Genomic DNA, 15,508 nt, shown 5'->3' with positions numbered 1-15,508 from the left:
ACAGCGCCATGAGCGAGAAGACCTACGCCGCCACGCACCCGGTGACCCTGTTCACCGGCCAGTGGGCGGACCTGCCCTTCGAGGAGGTGGCGCGCCTGGCGTCCGAGTGGGGCTACGACGGCCTCGAGATCGCGGCGTCGGGAGACCACCTCGACCTCCAGCGCGCCGACGAGGACGACTCGTACGCCGCGTCGCGGCTCGAGATCCTGGACCGCCACGGGCTCGAGGTCTTCGCGATCTCGAACCACCTCACCGGGCAGGCCGTCTGCGACGACCCGATCGACTTCCGCCACAAGGCGCTCGTGCGCGACTACACCTGGGGCGACGGCGACGCCGAGGGCGTCCGGCAGCGGGCGGCCGAGGACATGAAGCGCTCGGCCCGCGTGGCCCGGAAGCTCGGCGTCGATGTGGTCGTCGGCTTCACCGGGTCGAAGATCTGGCCGTACGTCGCGCAGTTCCCGCCGGTGCCCGCCTCGGTGATCGAAGAGGGCTACGAGGACTTCGCGACCCGCTGGAACCCGATCCTCGACGAGTTCGACGCCGAGGGCGTCGTGTTCGCGCACGAGGTGCACCCGTCCGAGATCGCCTACGACTACTGGTCGAGCGTGAGGACGCTCGAGGCGATCGACCACCGGAAGGCCTTCGGGTTCAACTGGGACCCGTCGCACATGATGTGGCAGAACATCGACCCGGTCGGGTTCCTCTGGGACTTCAAGGACCGGATCCACCACGTGGACTGCAAGGACACGCGGATGCGTCCGCAGAACGGCCGGGCCGGCGTGCTCGGCTCCCATCTGCCGTGGGGCGATCCGCGGCGCGGCTGGGACTTCGTCTCGACCGGACACGGCGACGTGCCATGGGAGGACGCGTTCCGCGCGCTCGAGGCGATCGGCTACTCCGGCCCGATCTCGATCGAGTGGGAGGACGCGGGGATGGACCGTCTGCACGGAGCGGCGGAGGCCGTGGGGTTCATCCGCTCGCTGCTCTGGAAGACGCCGACGGCGTCCTTCGACGCGGCGTTCTCGAGCCAGTAGGGCGCTGCTGCCGGGGTCGGAGGGGCTACTCGGCGGCCTTGGCGGCGCGCTCGGACTTGAGGCGCGCCTGCTCGCGGCGGACCTCGGCGTAGCGGTTCTGCTCGACGCGCAGCCACTCGGGGACCTCGTCGAGGAGGGCCTGGATCTCGTCGGTCGTGAGCGCGTCGGTGATGCCGCCGCGGGCGAGGCCCGAGATCGAGACGTTCAGCCGCGAGGCGATGACGGGGCGGGGGTGCGGCCCGTTCTCGCGGAGCTCTACGAGCCACGCGGGCGGGTTCGCGGCGAGCTCGTCGTACTGCTCGCGCGTGATCGCCGACTCCTGGAACTCCTCCGGGGTCGCGGGCAGGAAGATCTGGAGCTTCTTCGCCGCGGTCGCAGCCTTCATCGTCTGTGTCGCCTTGGCCATGCGGCAACCCTACCGTCGCGCGCACAGCGCCTACCCTGGTCGGATGAGCGACGAGCCGGACACCCCGCAGCAGGACGCCGACGTCGTCGGGACGGAGCGCCTGGACGAGGCTGCGGTCGAACGGTCGGAAGGGGACGAGCCGGGTGCGGACCTGCCCGATGCGGACGAGCCCGTCGGCCCGGTGTTCTCGGTCGCTCTCGCGCCGGGCGTCACCCCGACGAAGTGGACGCGCATCTGGGGCGATCGTCGCTCCGACCTGCCGCTGCGGGTGCTGGCGCTCGCCGAGGACGAGACGCCGCGCGCGCTGCTCGACGGCCGCGCGCAGGTCGCGTTCGTCCGCGGGGACGTCGATCCCTCCCTCCTCAGTGCGATCCACCTCTACGACGAGCAGCCCGTCGTGGTGCTCGGCCGAGAGCATGCCTTCGCCGACGCGGAGTCGGTCGACGTCGCCGATCTCGCCGACGAGCACCTGCTGCAGGAGCCGTCGGCCGTGCAGGAGTGGGCGGCCGTCGCGGTGGAGATCGCCGACGGCTCGCGACGTCCCCTGCCGCGGATGGCCGGCCTCGACGACGCCGTCGAGCAGGTCGCAGCGGGAGTGGGCGTGCTGATCGTGCCGCAGGCGATCGCCCGCGTGCACAGCCGGAAGGACGTGCGCGCAGTCCCGGTGACGGGAGTCGCTCCGACGTCCGTGCGCCTGGCCTGGGTCACGGAGGAGAAGACGGACGACGTCGAGGACTTCATCGGCGTGGTGCGCGGCCGCAGCGCCAACACGACGCGGGGCACGGCGGCGACGCCGAAGGTGGAGTCGCGCGCGAAGGCGGCGAAGGCGAAGGCCCGCGAGGCGCGCGAGAAGGCCGAGAAGGCGGGCGGCGGGAAGAAGAAGCCCGCGCGCCCCGGGCCGGCGAAGCCCGTCGTGCGGCGCACGCGGAAGCCCCGTGGCCGCTGAGCCCTGGAGCCTGCGCCCCGCCGTCGCCGGTGACGCGGAGTGGATCGCGGAGCTGCGGGCCGTCGTGATGCGCCCGGATCTGGAGCGCCTCGACCGGTACGACGAGCATCGGGTGCGGCACCGGTTCCTCGACGGCTTCGCGCCCGAGCGCACCTGCGTCGTCGCGGTCGACGGCACCGACTCCGGCTGCATCGCCTTCCGCCTCGAGGACGACGCCGTCTGGATCGAGCACTTCTACCTCGCGACCGCCGTGCAGGGGCGGGGGATCGGCTCCGCGGTGCTGCGGCGGATGATGGAGGCGGAGGCCCGCCCCGGGCTGCCGTTCCGGATCGACGTGCTGAAGCTCAGTCCCGCCCGCCGCCTGTACGAGCGGCACGGCTTCCGCTGGGAGCGCGCGGAGGAGTGGGACGACATCCTCGCGACGCCCGTCCCGCCGCTCGAGCGCTGACTCGGCCCGGATCTACACTCGCAGGATGCGCCACGGCATCGTCATCCTCCCGCAGGAGTCCTGGTCCACCGCCCGCCGGAAGTGGCAGTCGGCGGAGGGGCTCGGCTTCGATCACGCCTGGACGTACGACCACCTCTCGTGGCGCTCGCTGGCCGACCAGGTCTGGCACGCGACGGTGCCGACCCTCACCGCGGCGGCGCTCGTCACCGAGACCATCCGGCTCGGCACCTTCGTCGCGTCGCCGAACTTCCGGCACCCGGTGCCGTTCGCGAAGGAGATCGCGACGCTCGACGACATCGCCGGTGGGCGCTTCGTCCTCGGGATCGGCTCGGGCGGCACGGGCTTCGACGCGTCGGTGGTCGGGCAGCCCGCGTACTCGCCGCGGGAGCGGCACGAGCGCTACGTCGAGTTCGTCGCAGGGCTCGACGTGCTGCTCCGGCACGAGGAGCCCGGCTCGGGCGGCATCGACCTCGACGGCGAGTGGTCTCACGGCGCGCGGGGCGCGCATGGTGGGCGAGCCCGTGCAGCGGCCGCGCGTGCCGTTCGTGCTCGCGGCGAACGGTCCGAAGGGCCTCGCGCTCGTGGCCGAGCGGGCGCAGGGCTGGGTCACGACGGGGCCGGAGGCGTCCTCGGGCGAGGAGTGGTGGGCCGCGGTCGGCGTCCTCGGCCGCCACCTCGACGACGCACTGGAGGCGGCGGGCCGCGATCCGGGGACGCTCGAGCGGCACCTGTCCCTCGACTCCGGACCGCACTTCTCGCTCGAGAGCGTCGACGTGTTCGACGAGATGGTCGGCCGCGCCGCGGAGCTCGGTTTCACCGACGTGATCTCGCACTGGCCGCGCGCCGAGGGGATCTACGCGGGCGACGACGAGGTGCTGTACGAGGTGGCTGCGCGGTTCTGACGGGCGGGCGCCGGGTGGTGGCGGGTCTCTGTACGCCCCGGCGGGGCTGCTCGACCAGCGGGAGGGGCGTGTCAGAGGAGCGTGCGCACGAGGCGGCCGACCACCGGCAGCTCGGTGAAGCCCTCGGACGCGAGGAAGTGGCGGCCGCCGGGGACGACGTCCACCGGAGCGCCGAGCGCGGAGGCCAGGGAGTCCGTCGCGGAGGCGGGCACGAACGGGTCGTCGTCGGAGCGGACGACGTGCACGGCGCCCAGATGCGGAGCCGCCTCCGCGAGCACGGAGGCCGGGTCCTCGCCGAGGAAGCCGTCGAGGGCCGGCAGGGCCGGGAGGTGCTCCACGAATCCCGACACCAGCACGGCGCCGTCGACGTGCGTGCCGGTGGCGGCGATCGCGCGCAGCGCGGTGATGCAGCCGAGACTGTGCGCGACCACGACGAGGCGGACCGGTCCGCGGGCGGATCCCAGAGCCTCCCCGACGCTCGAGCGCCAGGCGGCCGCATCCGGAGCCATCGCATCGGGCAGGACGACGCGCGTGACCGCCGCGCCGAGCGCCTCGGCCTCGCGCTCCAGCCACGGGAACCAGTGGGCGCGGACCGAGGCGCGGTAGCCGTGGACGATGAGCAGGCGCGAGGACATGCCGGGGACAACCGCGCGGCGCGGAGCAGGATTCCCGGCGGCCGGGGTCACGCCTCCGGAGTGAAGAACGCCTCGATCGCGCGGGCGAGTGCGACGAGGTCGTCGACGTGCGCGAGCTCGCGGGCCGAGTGCATCGAGAGCAGCGGAACGCCCACGTCGACGGTGGCGATGCCGAGGCGGGTCGCGGTGAGGGGCCCGATCGTCGAGCCGCACGGGACGGAGTTGTTCGAGACGAACTCCTGGTACTCGACGCCGGCCTGCGCGCAGACGGCCGCCCAGAGCGCGGCGCCCCGCGCATCCGTCGCGTAGCGCTGCGAGGCGTTGATCTTGAGCAGGGGACCTCCGCCCGCGACGGGGTGGTTCACCGGGTCGTGCCTGTCGGCGCGGTTCGGGTGCACGGAGTGGCCCGCGTCGGCCGAGAGGCACCAGGAGGCGGCGATCGCGCGCGCCCGCTCCTCGACTCCGGCGCCGAGCGAGGCCGAGACGCGGTTCAGCACGTCCTCGAGGAACGGGCCGCTGGCTCCGGAGCGGCTGGCGGACCCGAGCTCCTCGTGGTCGAAGGCGGCGAGCACGCTGATGTGACGCGGCGGGGCGGAGGCGGCGCTCGCCGCGAGCAGGGCGACGAGGCCGGCGTGGACGGAGCTGAGGTCGTCCATCCGCCCGGCCGCGAACAGCGCGTCGTCGAGGCCGAAGCGCCGGGGCGGCTGGGTGTCGCAGGTGACGAGGTCGTAGCCGGCGATGTCGGACGCGTCGGTGAGCCCCGCCTCGGCGGCGAGGAGGTCGAGCAGATCGACCTCGGAGGAGTCGCCGAGACCGAACACGGGCACGGTGTGCTTCTGCCGGTCGAGGGTGAGGCCCTCGTTCTGCTCGCGGTCGAGGTGGATCGCGAGCTGCGGGATCCGGAGGAACGGCCTCGTGCGCAGGAGCAGCTCGCGCCCGTCGCGCGTCACGACGCGGCCCGCCAGCTCGAGCTCCCGGTCGAGCCAGGAGTTGAGCAGCGGCCCGCCGTAGATCTCGACTCCGGCCTGCAGCCAGCCCTCCGACCCGATCGTCGGCCGCGGCTTGAGGGTGAAGCCGGGGGAGTCGGTGTGCGCGCCCAGGATCCGGAACGGCGTCACGGCGTCGGCGGTCGCCGGGACGTGCCACGCGATGATCGCGCCGTCGCGCACGACGTAGTACCGGCCGGGCTCGGCGGGCCACGCCCGGGTCTCGTCCAGCCCGGTGAACCCTGCGGCGTCCAGTCGCCGCGCGCTCTCGGCAGCGGCGTGGAAGGAGGAGGGGGAGGCCGTCAGGAACTCGGCGAAATCGGCGATGCGGGCGTCACGATCGGTCATCCGTCCAGTGAACCACTCGCGCGCGAGCGGCCGGCGTCACCGCACGACGATGCGGACGAAGGCGACCGGGCGCTCCGCCTCGGCGTTCACGTAGGCGTACTCGCGGGCCGTCGAGAACGCGACGTGCCGCCCGGCGGCGAGGGTCAGATCCTCCTCCCCGTCGCGAGCGAGGAGGAGGGCGCCGTCGGTGACGAGGAGCATCTCGTGCCAGCCGTCGGGGTCGGGCTGCGCGTCGTAGCGCTCTCCCGGCCCGAGCGTCCAGGTCCACAGCTGCGACTCCTCGCGGGAGGGGACCGAGGCGAGCAGCACGGCGACGCTCGCCGGATCCGCGCCGCGCCAGGCCACCTCGCCGATCGACGTCGCAGAGCCGCCGGGTGCCGAGACGAGCGCGGTGAAGCTGGTGCCGAGGGCCTCCGCGAGGCGGTCGACGCCGGTCAGGCTGATGTTGGCCTCTCCGGCCTCCACGTTCACGATCGTGCGCCGGCTGATGCCCGAGCGCTCCGCGAGCGCGGCCTGGCTGAGGCCCGCGTGCTGTCGGGCCTGCCGCAGGTTGCTGCCGACGTGGGCGAGGACCGAGGACGGTTGCATGCGCACTATTCTGCACCCTAGAGTGTGCAGAATGCTGCACTTCCCGCTCCTCCGCTCCCTCCGGTTCTCGAGGCCCGAGTGGGCGCTGATCGGCATCACCGCGGTCTGGGGCGGGACGTTCCTCGCCGTGCACGTGGCGATGGAGCACAGCGGTCCGCTGTTCTTCGTCGGGGTCCGCTTCGTCGTGGCCGGGCTGATCAGCGCCCTGGTCTTCCACCGGACCCTGCGCGGGATGCGGTGGATCGACCTCGGTGCGGGCGCCGCGATCGGACTGATGATCGCGCTCGGCTACGGGCTGCAGACCTTCGGCCTGCAGAGCATCCCGAGCAGCACCTCCGCGTTCCTCACCGCCCTCTACGTGCCGCTGGTGCCGCTGCTGCAGTGGGTCGTCTTCCGGCGGCGACCGGGGGTCCTCACCCTGGTGGGCGTCGCGCTGGCGTTCGTCGGGCTCCTCTTCGTGGCCGGGCCGCAGCCGGGAGTCGCGCTCGGCGCGGGCGAGATCGCGACGCTCGTCAGCACGATCCCGATCGCCGCCGAGATCATCCTGATCGGCGTGTTCGCCGGCCGGGTCGATCTCGGGCGCGTGACCGTGGTGCAGCTGCTCGTCGCCGGCGGGCTCGGGTTCGCGGCCATGCCCGTCGCGGGAGAAGCGATCCCCGCGTTCTCCTGGGTGTGGCTCGTCGCCGCCCTCGCGCTGGGGGCGAGCAGCTGCCTCATCCAGCTGACGATGAACTGGGCTCAGCGCTCCGTCTCGCCCAGCCGCGCCACGATCATCTACGCCGCCGAGCCGGTCTGGGCCGGAGTCGTCGGCCGCCTGGCCGGCGAGCGGCTGCCGGGTCTCGCGCTGGTCGGCGCCGCGCTCATCGTTGCGGGGACGGTCGTGAGCGAGCTGCGGCCGCGGGCGCCACGCGTCTCTGGAGCGGAGCGCGCGGGCGGCGACTCCGTCGACGACGGGGCGAGGGACCCGGCCCCCGTATGACGACGGCCGCCTCTGCGGAGGGGCGCCCTCGTCGGGGCAGCACGATCGCCTTCCCAGGGCGGGCGCCGCTCAGCGCAGCGCCCAGTAGGGCAGCGAGGTGACGACCGCGCCGAGCACGATCAGCACGATGCCGGTCGCGGGCGAGGCCCTCACCTCGCCCGAGCCGAGGTGCTCGGCGACGTAGGAGAGCGCGTCGTGGGTCCGCTTCCGGGCGCGCAGTCCGACCGCGAGCAGCACGAGGCAGGGCAGGCAGTAGATCACGGCGTAGCCGGCGAGGACCAGCAGGCCCTCGGCGGGGCCGAGCCGGGCGTCGAGGAGGCGCTCGATCGCGATGAAGTAGGGGAACGCGTTGGGCAGGTCGGCGCCGGTGAGCAGCGCTCCGAACGGCAGCGCGGTCCAGGGGGTGAACCAGCGAGGGAGCGCGATGCGCCGGCGCGGCCGCGTGCGGAACCGTCGGATCCCCGAGACGACCAGCACGACCCCCGCTGCGGCGAAAGCCAGGTAGCGGATGCCCTGCACGATGCCGTCCACGGCTCCGGCCGCCGCCCCCGCGCCGAGGAACAGGGCGGCGCCGGCGCCGAACACCGTGAGCGCGGCGCCGAGGACCGTCACGAGCGCCGTCAGCGCCGGACGGCGCGGGGCGGCCAGGAGGATGAGGGTCACCGCGACGATCGTCGCGGGGTTGAAGGCGTCGAGCGCGGCGAGCCCGGCGATCGCGAGCAGGAGCGGCCCGCTCACGGCGCGGCCCGGCGCACGGGGACGACGGGCAGCGCCCGGGTCCGCCTGCGCTGCATGGCGGGACCCTAGCGCACCCGCCGTCCGGCGAGCCGAGTGGAGCCGACCGGGGTCAGCTCGACGTCAGGGCCTCGCGGAGCTTCACCCGCGAGCCCATCCGCAGCAGCGAGTTCGTGTAGATCGTGCTGGCCACGGCCATCACGGCGGTCGTCGCCACGATGAGGAGCGCCAGCGAGACGAGCGGCTCCCACCAGTCGGCCTCGCCGAAGAACAGGCGCACGGGCATCGCGACGGGAGCGCTGAACGGGACGTACGACAGGATCGTCATGACGAGCGCGTTGTCGCCGAAGAGCACGACTCCGAAGTACGGCACCATCACGAGCATCATCGCCGGGGTCATCACCGAGCCCGTGTCCTCCTGGCGCGAGACCAGGGCGGCACCGGCCGCGAAGACGCTCGCGACGAGGACGAACCCGAAGACGAAGAAGACGACGAACCAGATCAGCGGCGCCGACAGCAGGTCCAGCAGCTCGGTCTGGCCGGTGACCGCGAGCCCGAGGGCCGCCGCGGCCGCGATGGCGGCGGCGGTGCCGACTCCGATCACCGAGTTGCCGAGGATCTTCCCCGCGAGCAGCGCCCGGGCGGGAACGGCCGCGAGCAGGATCTCGACGATGCGCGACTGCTTCTCCTGCACCGTGTTCTGCATGATCGTCGCGCCCGAGCCGAGGACCGCGAGCATGAAGACCAGGCCGAAGGCGAGCCCGATGAGCGTGCGCAGACCGGACGGGGTCTCGGAGGCGTCGAGGAGCTCGACCGCCGGGCTGACGGAGAGCGAGGAGACGAGCCCCTCGGGAGCCTCGTCGAGGGCGACGACCGAGAAGCCGACCGCGGAGTCGTCGGGGACGAGGGCCGCGTCGACCGCTCCGTCGCGGACCAGGTCCTCCGCGTCGGCCCGTGTCGCGACCTCGGTGACCTCGAGGGTGTCCGCGTCGGCGACGGCGGAGGGCACGGATCCGACGACCGCGACCGGAGTCGCCTCGGCGGTGCGGTTGCCCAGCACGCTCGAGAGGACGATGCCGCCGATCACCAGGGCGAGGGTGATCACGGTCGAGACGATGAACGCCTTCGAGCGGACCTGCGAGAGGATCTCGCGCTCGGCGACGAGGAGCGTCGCGCCCCAGGTGCCGAGCCTCGCGTCGCGGGGGGCGTCCGGACGAGGGGCGCTGCCGGTCGCGGGGGTGGTGGTGCTCGTGCTGGTGCTCATCAGGCTGCTGCTCTCTCGTCGGCACCCGAGGGTGCACTGACCACGATGTCCCGGAAGATCTCTCCGAGGGTCGGCCTCACCGGCCGGAAGGACGACACGGTGCCCCGCTCGACCGCCGCGCGCAGGACCGCGTCGGCGGCCGCCGCGTCGGCGTGGAAGAGGGCCGACGTGCCGGCGAGCTCGGCCACCTCGACGCCGGGGAGTCCGCGGATCCAGCCGACGTCGCCGGTCATCTCGAGCGACCAGCGGTTGCCGGAGTGCTGATCGCGCAGCGCCTCGCGCTCGCCGGCCGCCTGCACCCGGCCGCCCGCGATGATGACCAGGTCGTCGCAGAGTCGCTCGACCACGTCGAGCTGGTGGGAGGAGAAGAGCACCGGCACTCCGCGCGCGGCGTGCTCGGCGATGACGGCGACCACCTCGTCGACGGCCAGCGGATCGAGCCCCGAGAAGGGCTCGTCCATGATCAGCACGTCGGGGTCGTGCACGAGCGCCGCGGCGACCTGGACGCGCTGCTGGTTGCCCAGCGAGAGCGCCTCGAGCTTGTCCCGCCGGCGCTCGATGAGTCCGAGCCGCTCGAGCAGGTCGTCGCCGCGCTGCACGGCGGTCGCCTTGTCGATGCCGTGCAGGCGCGCGAGGTAGGCCAGCTGCTCGCCGATCTCCATCTTGGGATAGAGGCCGCGCTCCTCCGGCATGTAGCCGAAGCCGTGCAGGGCGGCCTGGCCCACGGGCGCGCCGTCGAGGGTCACGGTGCCGGAGTCGGGGCGGAGGACCCCGAGGATCATCCGCATGGTCGTGGTCTTGCCCGCTCCGTTTCCCCCGACGAAGCCGGTGAGCCGCCCGCGGCCCACGTCGAAGCTGACGTCGTCGACGACGCGGCGCTCGCCGAAACTACGACTGATGTTCTGCACGCTGAGCATGCGACCTCCCCGGGATCCGTTGACACCTCCACGCTAGGAGCGGGCCGGATCGAGCGCTTCCGGCCCGGGGGTGAACCCGCGTCTCCGCCTCGGGACGGAGAAAAGACTCAGCCGACCAGGCCCGACCGGTAGGCGTAGACGACCGCCTGCACCCGGTCGCGCAGCGCGAGCTTCATCAGCACGTTCGACACGTGGGTCTTCACGGTGGCGCGCCCGACTCCGAGCAGGTCGGCGATCTCGTCGTTCGAGAGCCCCTGCGCCATCAGCCGCAGCACCTCGATCTCGCGCGGGGTCAGCTGGTCGGGCTCCGGGCCGGTCGACGGGGAGGTCCGCGAGCGGTCGGCGGCCACGGCGCGCTCGATGACCGCTCGGGTCAGCTCGGGTGCGAGCAGCGCCTCTCCGGCTGCGATCGCCCGCACCCCGTAGACCAGGTGCTCGGGAGGCGAGTTCTTCAACAGGAAGCCGCTCGCTCCGGCGTCGAGCGCCTCGAGCAGGTAGTCCTCGCGGTCGAAGGTCGTCAGCATGAGCACGCGCACCGGCGTCCGGGGATCGGCGAGCAGCCGCCTCGTCGCCTCGATCCCGCCGATGCCCGGCATCTCGACGTCCATGCACACCACGTCGGGGCGGGTGCGCGCGACGAGCTCGAGCGCCTCCTCGCCGCTGGAGGCCTCTCCGACGACGTCGATCCCGGGCTGCACCGAGAGGATCGTGCTGATGCCCTGGCGCATCAGGGCGTGGTCGTCGACGAGGACGACGCGGACGTCGCTCATGCCGAGACCCCCCAGGGGGACGGCGACGCGGACGACCCAGCCGGAGCCGGCGCGCGGCCCCGCCTCGAGCGTGCCGTCCAGTGTCGCCGCGCGCTCGCGCATGCCGAGGAGGCCGAGGCCGCCGTTGCGCTGGCGGGGGCCCGGGCGGCCCAGTCCGTCGTCGGCGACCTCGAGCTCGACGGTGGACCCGCTGTAGCGCACGTGGACGCGCGCCCTCGTGCCGGGGCCGGCGTGCTTGAGCACGTTCGTCAGCGACTCCTGAGCGATGCGGTAGAGGTTCAGCCCGACCAGCGGCGGCACGTCGAACGGCTCGCCGACCTGCTCGAGCGTCATTCGGAGCCCGGCCGCCTCGGCGTCGGCGATCAGCGCGGGAAGGGAGTCGAGGCCGAGCGACGCGGTGACCGGGTCGAGCACGGACTCCTCGTCGCGGAGCGTGCCGAGGAGCTGGTACAGCTCGCCGACGGCCGCGCGCGACGTGCCCTCGAGGGCCTCGAGCTGCCCGCGGGCCCTGTCGGTGTCGGAGTCGAGCAGGGTCCGCGCCGCCGCCGCCTGGACGCCCATCAGCGAGACGTGGTGGGCCACGGCGTCGTGCAGCTCCCGCGCGATGCGCAGACGCTCGATCGTGATGGCCTGCCGGGCGACCTTGGCCTGCTCGTTTTCGAGCTGCCGGGTGCGGAGGTCGGTCAGGGCCCGCTGGCGCGCCGACGCCCACGCGTGGTTGCCGAACCACCAGGACCCCGCGAAGTAGAGGACGTTGATCAGGATCTGCTGGAGGAGGTACGCGGCGACCGGAGTGAGCGCGCCGATGCCCGCGCCGTCGAACTCGAGGTCCTGCGTGCTCGCGCGGAAGAAGGTCACGAGCAGCCAGACGGCCATCACGGTCACCAGCACGCCGCGCGCCCAGTCCGCCCGCGCCCGCCTCGGCTCCCAGGCGCCCACGCTGTACATCGCCGTGAAGAGGGCGATGTTGGTGATGGTGAGCTCGGGCACGCGCAGCTCGCCGACCAGCAGGGCGGCCGCCGCGGTGACGGCGAGGACGGGCACGGGTGCCAGGCGGCGGAAGGCGAGCGGCAGCGTCACGAGGGCCAGGAGGCCGATGCTCAGCGGCGGCTCGGCGCCGTCCGGGTACATGCCGATCGCGCGTCCGAGCACGAGCGAGAGGATGGACGCGCCGAACAGTGCGGCGGCGGTCGCCGCATCGGCCCGGTGCTGATCGGCCGTCACGGACGGCCTCCGCCACTGGCGCGAATCGGGGTCGGCAGTCATCTCGCGGGCCAATCTACCGGCGGCTCGCAGGAGGGGCGTCCCCCGCTCAGCGGAGGGTGCGGGTCGGCTTCGCGGCCACGACGTCGTCGGCCCCTGACTCCCGCCCGTGCCGTGGAGAGACGTGCTTCACGGCGCAGGCAGGAGCACGGCCGGGACGTTGTCGACCTTCACCGAGTCGTAGTCGGCGTAGCCGTCCGGCACGTCGACGACGCTCATCCACCAGTTCAGGCTCTCGTTGCAGGCGTCTCCTCGGATCGCGCTCACCATCTCGAGGCTGTCCGCCGGAGCGTCGGTCACGAAGGACGCGGGCACCGTCTCGCAGGTGGGTCCGGGGAGGACGACCGTGATCTGGTCGGGGAGCGGACCGGGACGGTAGGAGGCCCGGCTGCTGTCCGTCGCCCCCACGGGTCCGGGTGATGTCAGGGAGGGGGCGGAGGCGAGCCGCAGATCCTGCACGGAGGAGTCCGTGACGACGAAGCGGACCGTCGGCGCCGGGCAGTCCAGCACGGCCGGATCCCGGCACTCCCGCTCGAGGGAGACGGCCTGCAGGAGGGCCCGGCCGAGCCGGAGCTCCTCCGGGACCTGCACGTCGAAGGCCAGGGATCCGTCGCTCGCGACGTCGACGTCGACGCTCGCCCGCACCGGGTCCGCCTCCACGATGGAGCGGAGCTCGAACCGCTGCGTCGTGCCCGTCTCGAGTCCGTCGCACGGCCCGTCCGGTCCGCGATGCACCGAGAGCACGCCGCCCAGCTCGATCTCGCCGATCTCGGACTGGAAGACGCATTCGTACTCGACCGTCGCCGCGGTCCGGCCGGCTCCGGACTCGGTCGACCCCGCCGCCGAGCACCCGGTCACGGCGCCGACCAGGACGCACGCGGCGCCGAGCATCGCCGTCCCCCGGGTCATGAGGGGAGTCCTGGAGTCATGAGGGAAGTAAGGCACGCGCCGGCCGGGAGGGCAACCGTGCTCCTCCGCCGAGAGCCGACGGAGCAGCGCACCGCGACGACCGGCGCGGTGGAGGGACGCCTCAGCTCCCGGGATGGTGCACGGTGAACTCCACCCGCAGCGCCGGGGCCGTCCGGCGGTCGTAGACGACGGTGAGGTAGCGGCCGTCGATCCGCGCTCCGATCGCCACGAGGTGCGGTCCGGCCTGGAGGAGCCGGGCGCGGTGGGGCTCGCGGTCGACGATCACGCAGGTGCTCTCGAGCAGATCGCCGCGCGAGAGGCGGCCGGTCGTGGTGGCTGTGGGTACCCGCACGGGCACGTGGTGCGGGTCCTGAGCGCGGAGGACGTCGTTGGCGTGGGCGGCGAGCCGGAGCTCGAGGGAGTTCTTCGCATCGGCCGGTCCGACCTTCGCGGTGCGGACGGCGTCCCAGAGAGTGGGATAGCGGATGCGGACGACCTGCTCGATCATCCAGCGCGGGAGGGTCGAGGACTCCGCCCGCTCGATCGCGCGGGTCTGCTCGGGCGTCAGTGGGACGAAGTTGCTCGGGTGGTTCCGGTTCAGCGGATGCCGGAAGTACGAGTACGACAGCGAGGCGCCGACGACCCGGGCGCCGGCGGTCATGGTGGTGGCGGTCAGCTCGGCCAGGTGCGTCTGAGGCGCGAATCCGAAGACGGGGCACCCGAGGGTGGCGAGGGTGGCCTCGATCCGGGCGGGGTTCTCGGCGTCGGATCGGGCAGGGTTCTCGGATCCGGGTGTCGCGGGAGTCGCGGATCCCGGTCTCGCGGGGTTCTCGGCGTCGGGTCTCGCGGGGGTGATCGTGGTCATGGGGTGATCTGCTCCAGTGGCATCGACGTGTCGGCCGGTCGCACGAGTGATCCATGCGCGGGCACGTGCAGGCCTCCGGGCGACCCGGAGGGGTCGACGAGGGCGGGGAAAGGGGGCCGAGTGGGGGGCTCAGAAGTGGGGGAGCGGCCGGCGGGCGGTCGCGCGGGGCGGGTCGTGACTCCGCCGCACATATATCTTGATGTCTGAGTTACTTTACTGAAAAGCTTTCTCAGGGTCAAGCACGGAGGCCGTCCGCGTCGGTCCGTAGGATCGGGGGCGAGGCGCCGATCCGCCGGGGGCCGCCGGGCGACGGCCGGTCCCGGACCGGCGGTCCCGGACGAGTGCGAGGTGCGCGGTGGAGGAAGTGCCCGTCGTCCCCGCGCGCGCCCGGCTCGCCCGCGTGGCCGAGGAGGCGGGGGTGTCGCTCTCGACGGTCTCCAAGGTCCTCAACGGCCGCTCCGACGTCGCGCCGGCGACGCGCAGCAGGGTCGAGGCCCTCCTCGACGCGCACAGCTACCGGCGCCGCGGGGAGCGCTCGACCTCGACCTATCTCGAGCTCGTCTTCCACGAGATCGAGAGCGCCTGGTCGACGCAGATCATCCAGGGCGTCGAGTCCGTCGCCCGCGAGAGCGGCATGAGCGTCGTCCTCACGCTGAGTGGAGACCACCGCTCGCCCGGGCCCGAGTGGGTGACCGGGGTCCTCGGTCGGCGCCCTGCGGGCGTGGTGCTGGTGCTGTCCGGCCTCGCCGAGGAGCACAAGCGCCGGCTGCGTTCCGCCGGCATCCCCTTCGCGATCATCGACCCCTCCGGAGATCCCGCTCCCGACGTGCCGTCGGTCGGGTCGGCGAACTGGATGGGCGGCGTGCTCGCCACGCGGCACCTCCTCGAGCAGGGGCACGTGCGGATCGGAGTCGTCACCGGCCCGGCGGACATGATGTGCTCCCGCGCGCGGCTCGACGGATTCCGGTCCGCGATGGCCTCGGCGGGAGTGCCGGTGGACGAGGCGCTCATCCGGTTCGGCGACTTCCACGTGCCCGGCGGCCGGGATCACGCCCTGGAGCTGCTGTCGTCGGCGTCGCCTCCCACGGCGCTCTTCGCCGGGTCGGACCTGCAGGCTCTCGGTGTTCTCGAGGCCGCGCGGATGCTCGGTCTGCGCGTGCCGGAGGACGTCTCCCTCGTCGGCTACGACGATCTGCCGATCGCGGAGTGGACCTCGCCGCCGCTCACGACGGTGCACCAGCCTCTCCGGCTGATGGGGGAGGAGGCGACCCGCCTCGTCCTCCGGCTCCGGGACGGCGGATCGACGCAGCTCCGGATGGATCTCGCGACGACGCTCGTCGTCCGGGGCTCGACCGCCCGGGTCTGAGACCGGCCACTCCCGGCCGTGCGTGTCGGCTCGCTGTCGACACATTCGTTGCACATGCCAACAAAGTGTTTCGAAAACAATTGACCCCCTTTGCGGGGTCCGGTTACCGTCAGCACACCAACAGATTTCGACACTGAGGTCGAAACT

16 protein-coding genes and 1 pseudogene are annotated in these 15,508 nt (G+C 73.0%); 7 read left to right on the top strand and 10 right to left on the bottom strand.

The features are described from left to right. The first annotated feature begins 8 nt into the window (after positions 1-8). Complete coding sequence (locus tag AC0CID_RS08705) at positions 9-1,034, top strand: sugar phosphate isomerase/epimerase family protein (RefSeq protein ID WP_465226490.1); 1,026 nt, start codon at positions 9-11, stop codon at positions 1,032-1,034. A 25-nt stretch (positions 1,035-1,059) separates the two neighbouring features. Here the strand turns inward: AC0CID_RS08705 and AC0CID_RS08700 are convergent, their stop codons facing one another. Then, entirely contained in the window at positions 1,060-1,440 is a 381-nt protein-coding gene (locus tag AC0CID_RS08700; RefSeq protein ID WP_242683089.1) for a DUF5997 family protein, read from the bottom strand. 43 nt (positions 1,441-1,483) lie between these two features. Here AC0CID_RS08700 and AC0CID_RS08695 point away from each other — a divergent pair, with 43 nt between their 5' ends. The 4 genes and pseudogenes from AC0CID_RS08695 (at position 1,484) to AC0CID_RS08680 (ending at position 3,736) form a co-directional block, all read left to right on the top strand. Continuing rightward, positions 1,484-2,386, top strand: coding sequence for a LysR family transcriptional regulator substrate-binding protein (locus AC0CID_RS08695; protein ID WP_465226489.1), 903 nt, complete (start codon positions 1,484-1,486; stop codon positions 2,384-2,386). Continuing rightward, on the top strand, positions 2,376-2,834 hold the full coding sequence (locus AC0CID_RS08690) for a GNAT family N-acetyltransferase (protein WP_465226488.1): 459 nt from the start codon (positions 2,376-2,378) through the stop codon (positions 2,832-2,834). Before AC0CID_RS08695 ends, AC0CID_RS08690 begins: the two co-directional genes overlap by 11 nt. Positions 2,835-2,859: 25 nt before the next feature. Next, positions 2,860-3,222 (top strand): annotated as a pseudogene (locus AC0CID_RS08685) (LLM class flavin-dependent oxidoreductase); the annotation flags it as partial. Between the two features lie 118 nt (positions 3,223-3,340). Beyond that, positions 3,341-3,736 carry a hypothetical protein gene (locus tag AC0CID_RS08680; RefSeq protein WP_465226487.1) on the top strand — a complete coding sequence of 132 codons (396 nt, stop codon included), beginning with the start codon at positions 3,341-3,343 and terminating at the stop codon, positions 3,734-3,736. Between the two features lie 71 nt (positions 3,737-3,807). Here the strand turns inward: AC0CID_RS08680 and AC0CID_RS08675 are convergent, their stop codons facing one another. The 3 genes from AC0CID_RS08675 to AC0CID_RS08665 are packed head-to-tail and all read right to left on the bottom strand — an operon-like array spanning position 3,808 to position 6,293. Then, the gene (locus AC0CID_RS08675) at positions 3,808-4,371 is read right to left on the bottom strand and encodes an RBBP9/YdeN family alpha/beta hydrolase (protein WP_465226486.1); all 564 of its coding nucleotides are present in this window, start codon (positions 4,369-4,371) and stop codon (positions 3,808-3,810) included. A 47-nt stretch (positions 4,372-4,418) separates the two neighbouring features. Then, entirely contained in the window at positions 4,419-5,705 is a 1,287-nt protein-coding gene (locus AC0CID_RS08670; RefSeq protein WP_465226485.1) for a M18 family aminopeptidase, read from the bottom strand. A 36-nt stretch (positions 5,706-5,741) separates the two neighbouring features. Further along, the gene (locus AC0CID_RS08665) at positions 5,742-6,293 is read right to left on the bottom strand and encodes a helix-turn-helix transcriptional regulator (RefSeq protein WP_465226484.1); all 552 of its coding nucleotides are present in this window, start codon (positions 6,291-6,293) and stop codon (positions 5,742-5,744) included. A 31-nt stretch (positions 6,294-6,324) separates the two neighbouring features. On the opposite strand from AC0CID_RS08665, the gene AC0CID_RS08660 reads away from it, so the two are divergent. Continuing rightward, entirely contained in the window at positions 6,325-7,272 is a 948-nt protein-coding gene (locus AC0CID_RS08660; RefSeq protein WP_465226483.1) for a DMT family transporter, read from the top strand. Positions 7,273-7,341: 69 nt separating this feature from the next. Here the strand turns inward: AC0CID_RS08660 and AC0CID_RS08655 are convergent, their stop codons facing one another. The 6 genes from AC0CID_RS08655 to AC0CID_RS08630 all read right to left on the bottom strand — a co-directional run bounded on the left by AC0CID_RS08655 (position 7,342) and on the right by AC0CID_RS08630 (position 13,995). Further along, positions 7,342-8,010, bottom strand: coding sequence for a GAP family protein (locus AC0CID_RS08655; protein WP_465226482.1), 669 nt, complete (start codon positions 8,008-8,010; stop codon positions 7,342-7,344). Positions 8,011-8,119: 109 nt separating this feature from the next. Further along, positions 8,120-9,271: an ABC transporter permease gene (locus tag AC0CID_RS08650; protein ID WP_465226481.1), complete on the bottom strand. Its 1,152-nt coding sequence runs from the start codon at positions 9,269-9,271 to the stop codon at positions 8,120-8,122. Continuing rightward, the gene (locus AC0CID_RS08645; RefSeq protein ID WP_465226480.1) at positions 9,271-10,188 is read right to left on the bottom strand and encodes an ABC transporter ATP-binding protein; all 918 of its coding nucleotides are present in this window, start codon (positions 10,186-10,188) and stop codon (positions 9,271-9,273) included. The genes AC0CID_RS08650 and AC0CID_RS08645 overlap by 1 nt, the downstream gene beginning before the upstream one ends. A gap of 107 nt (positions 10,189-10,295) precedes the next feature. Next, positions 10,296-12,182 carry a response regulator gene (locus AC0CID_RS08640; protein WP_465226479.1) on the bottom strand — a complete coding sequence of 629 codons (1,887 nt, stop codon included), beginning with the start codon at positions 12,180-12,182 and terminating at the stop codon, positions 10,296-10,298. Positions 12,183-12,350: 168 nt separating this feature from the next. Continuing rightward, positions 12,351-13,130 carry a hypothetical protein gene (locus AC0CID_RS08635; protein ID WP_465226478.1) on the bottom strand — a complete coding sequence of 260 codons (780 nt, stop codon included), beginning with the start codon at positions 13,128-13,130 and terminating at the stop codon, positions 12,351-12,353. 121 nt (positions 13,131-13,251) lie between these two features. Then, the gene (locus AC0CID_RS08630; RefSeq protein ID WP_465226477.1) at positions 13,252-13,995 is read right to left on the bottom strand and encodes a hypothetical protein; all 744 of its coding nucleotides are present in this window, start codon (positions 13,993-13,995) and stop codon (positions 13,252-13,254) included. A gap of 364 nt (positions 13,996-14,359) precedes the next feature. Between AC0CID_RS08630 and AC0CID_RS08625 the strand changes: the two genes are divergently transcribed. After that, entirely contained in the window at positions 14,360-15,361 is a 1,002-nt protein-coding gene (locus AC0CID_RS08625; RefSeq protein WP_465226476.1) for a LacI family DNA-binding transcriptional regulator, read from the top strand. Positions 15,362-15,508 lie beyond the last annotated feature (147 nt).

The organism is Rathayibacter sp. AC451 (assembly GCF_979253095.1).
This window is presented reverse-complemented; position numbering and strand designations above follow the sequence as displayed.

Excerpts from the sequence above, each read along its gene's own strand:
- AC0CID_RS08705 (WP_465226490.1), top strand. The coding sequence starts at position 9 with ATGAGCGAGAAGACCTACGCCGCCACGCACCCGGTGACCCTGTTCACC.
- AC0CID_RS08700 (WP_242683089.1), bottom strand. The coding sequence starts at position 1,440 with ATGGCCAAGGCGACACAGACGATGAAGGCTGCGACCGCGGCGAAGAAG.
- AC0CID_RS08695 (WP_465226489.1), top strand. The coding sequence starts at position 1,484 with ATGAGCGACGAGCCGGACACCCCGCAGCAGGACGCCGACGTCGTCGGG.
- AC0CID_RS08680 (WP_465226487.1), top strand. The coding sequence starts at position 3,341 with ATGGTGGGCGAGCCCGTGCAGCGGCCGCGCGTGCCGTTCGTGCTCGCG.
- AC0CID_RS08675 (WP_465226486.1), bottom strand. The coding sequence starts at position 4,371 with ATGTCCTCGCGCCTGCTCATCGTCCACGGCTACCGCGCCTCGGTCCGC.
- AC0CID_RS08670 (WP_465226485.1), bottom strand. The coding sequence starts at position 5,705 with ATGACCGATCGTGACGCCCGCATCGCCGATTTCGCCGAGTTCCTGACG.
- AC0CID_RS08665 (WP_465226484.1), bottom strand. The coding sequence starts at position 6,293 with ATGCAACCGTCCTCGGTCCTCGCCCACGTCGGCAGCAACCTGCGGCAG.
- AC0CID_RS08660 (WP_465226483.1), top strand. The coding sequence starts at position 6,325 with ATGCTGCACTTCCCGCTCCTCCGCTCCCTCCGGTTCTCGAGGCCCGAG.
- AC0CID_RS08650 (WP_465226481.1), bottom strand. The coding sequence starts at position 9,271 with ATGAGCACCAGCACGAGCACCACCACCCCCGCGACCGGCAGCGCCCCT.
- AC0CID_RS08645 (WP_465226480.1), bottom strand. The coding sequence starts at position 10,188 with ATGCTCAGCGTGCAGAACATCAGTCGTAGTTTCGGCGAGCGCCGCGTC.
- AC0CID_RS08635 (WP_465226478.1), bottom strand. The coding sequence starts at position 13,130 with ATGACCCGGGGGACGGCGATGCTCGGCGCCGCGTGCGTCCTGGTCGGC.
- AC0CID_RS08630 (WP_465226477.1), bottom strand. The coding sequence starts at position 13,995 with ATGACCACGATCACCCCCGCGAGACCCGACGCCGAGAACCCCGCGAGA.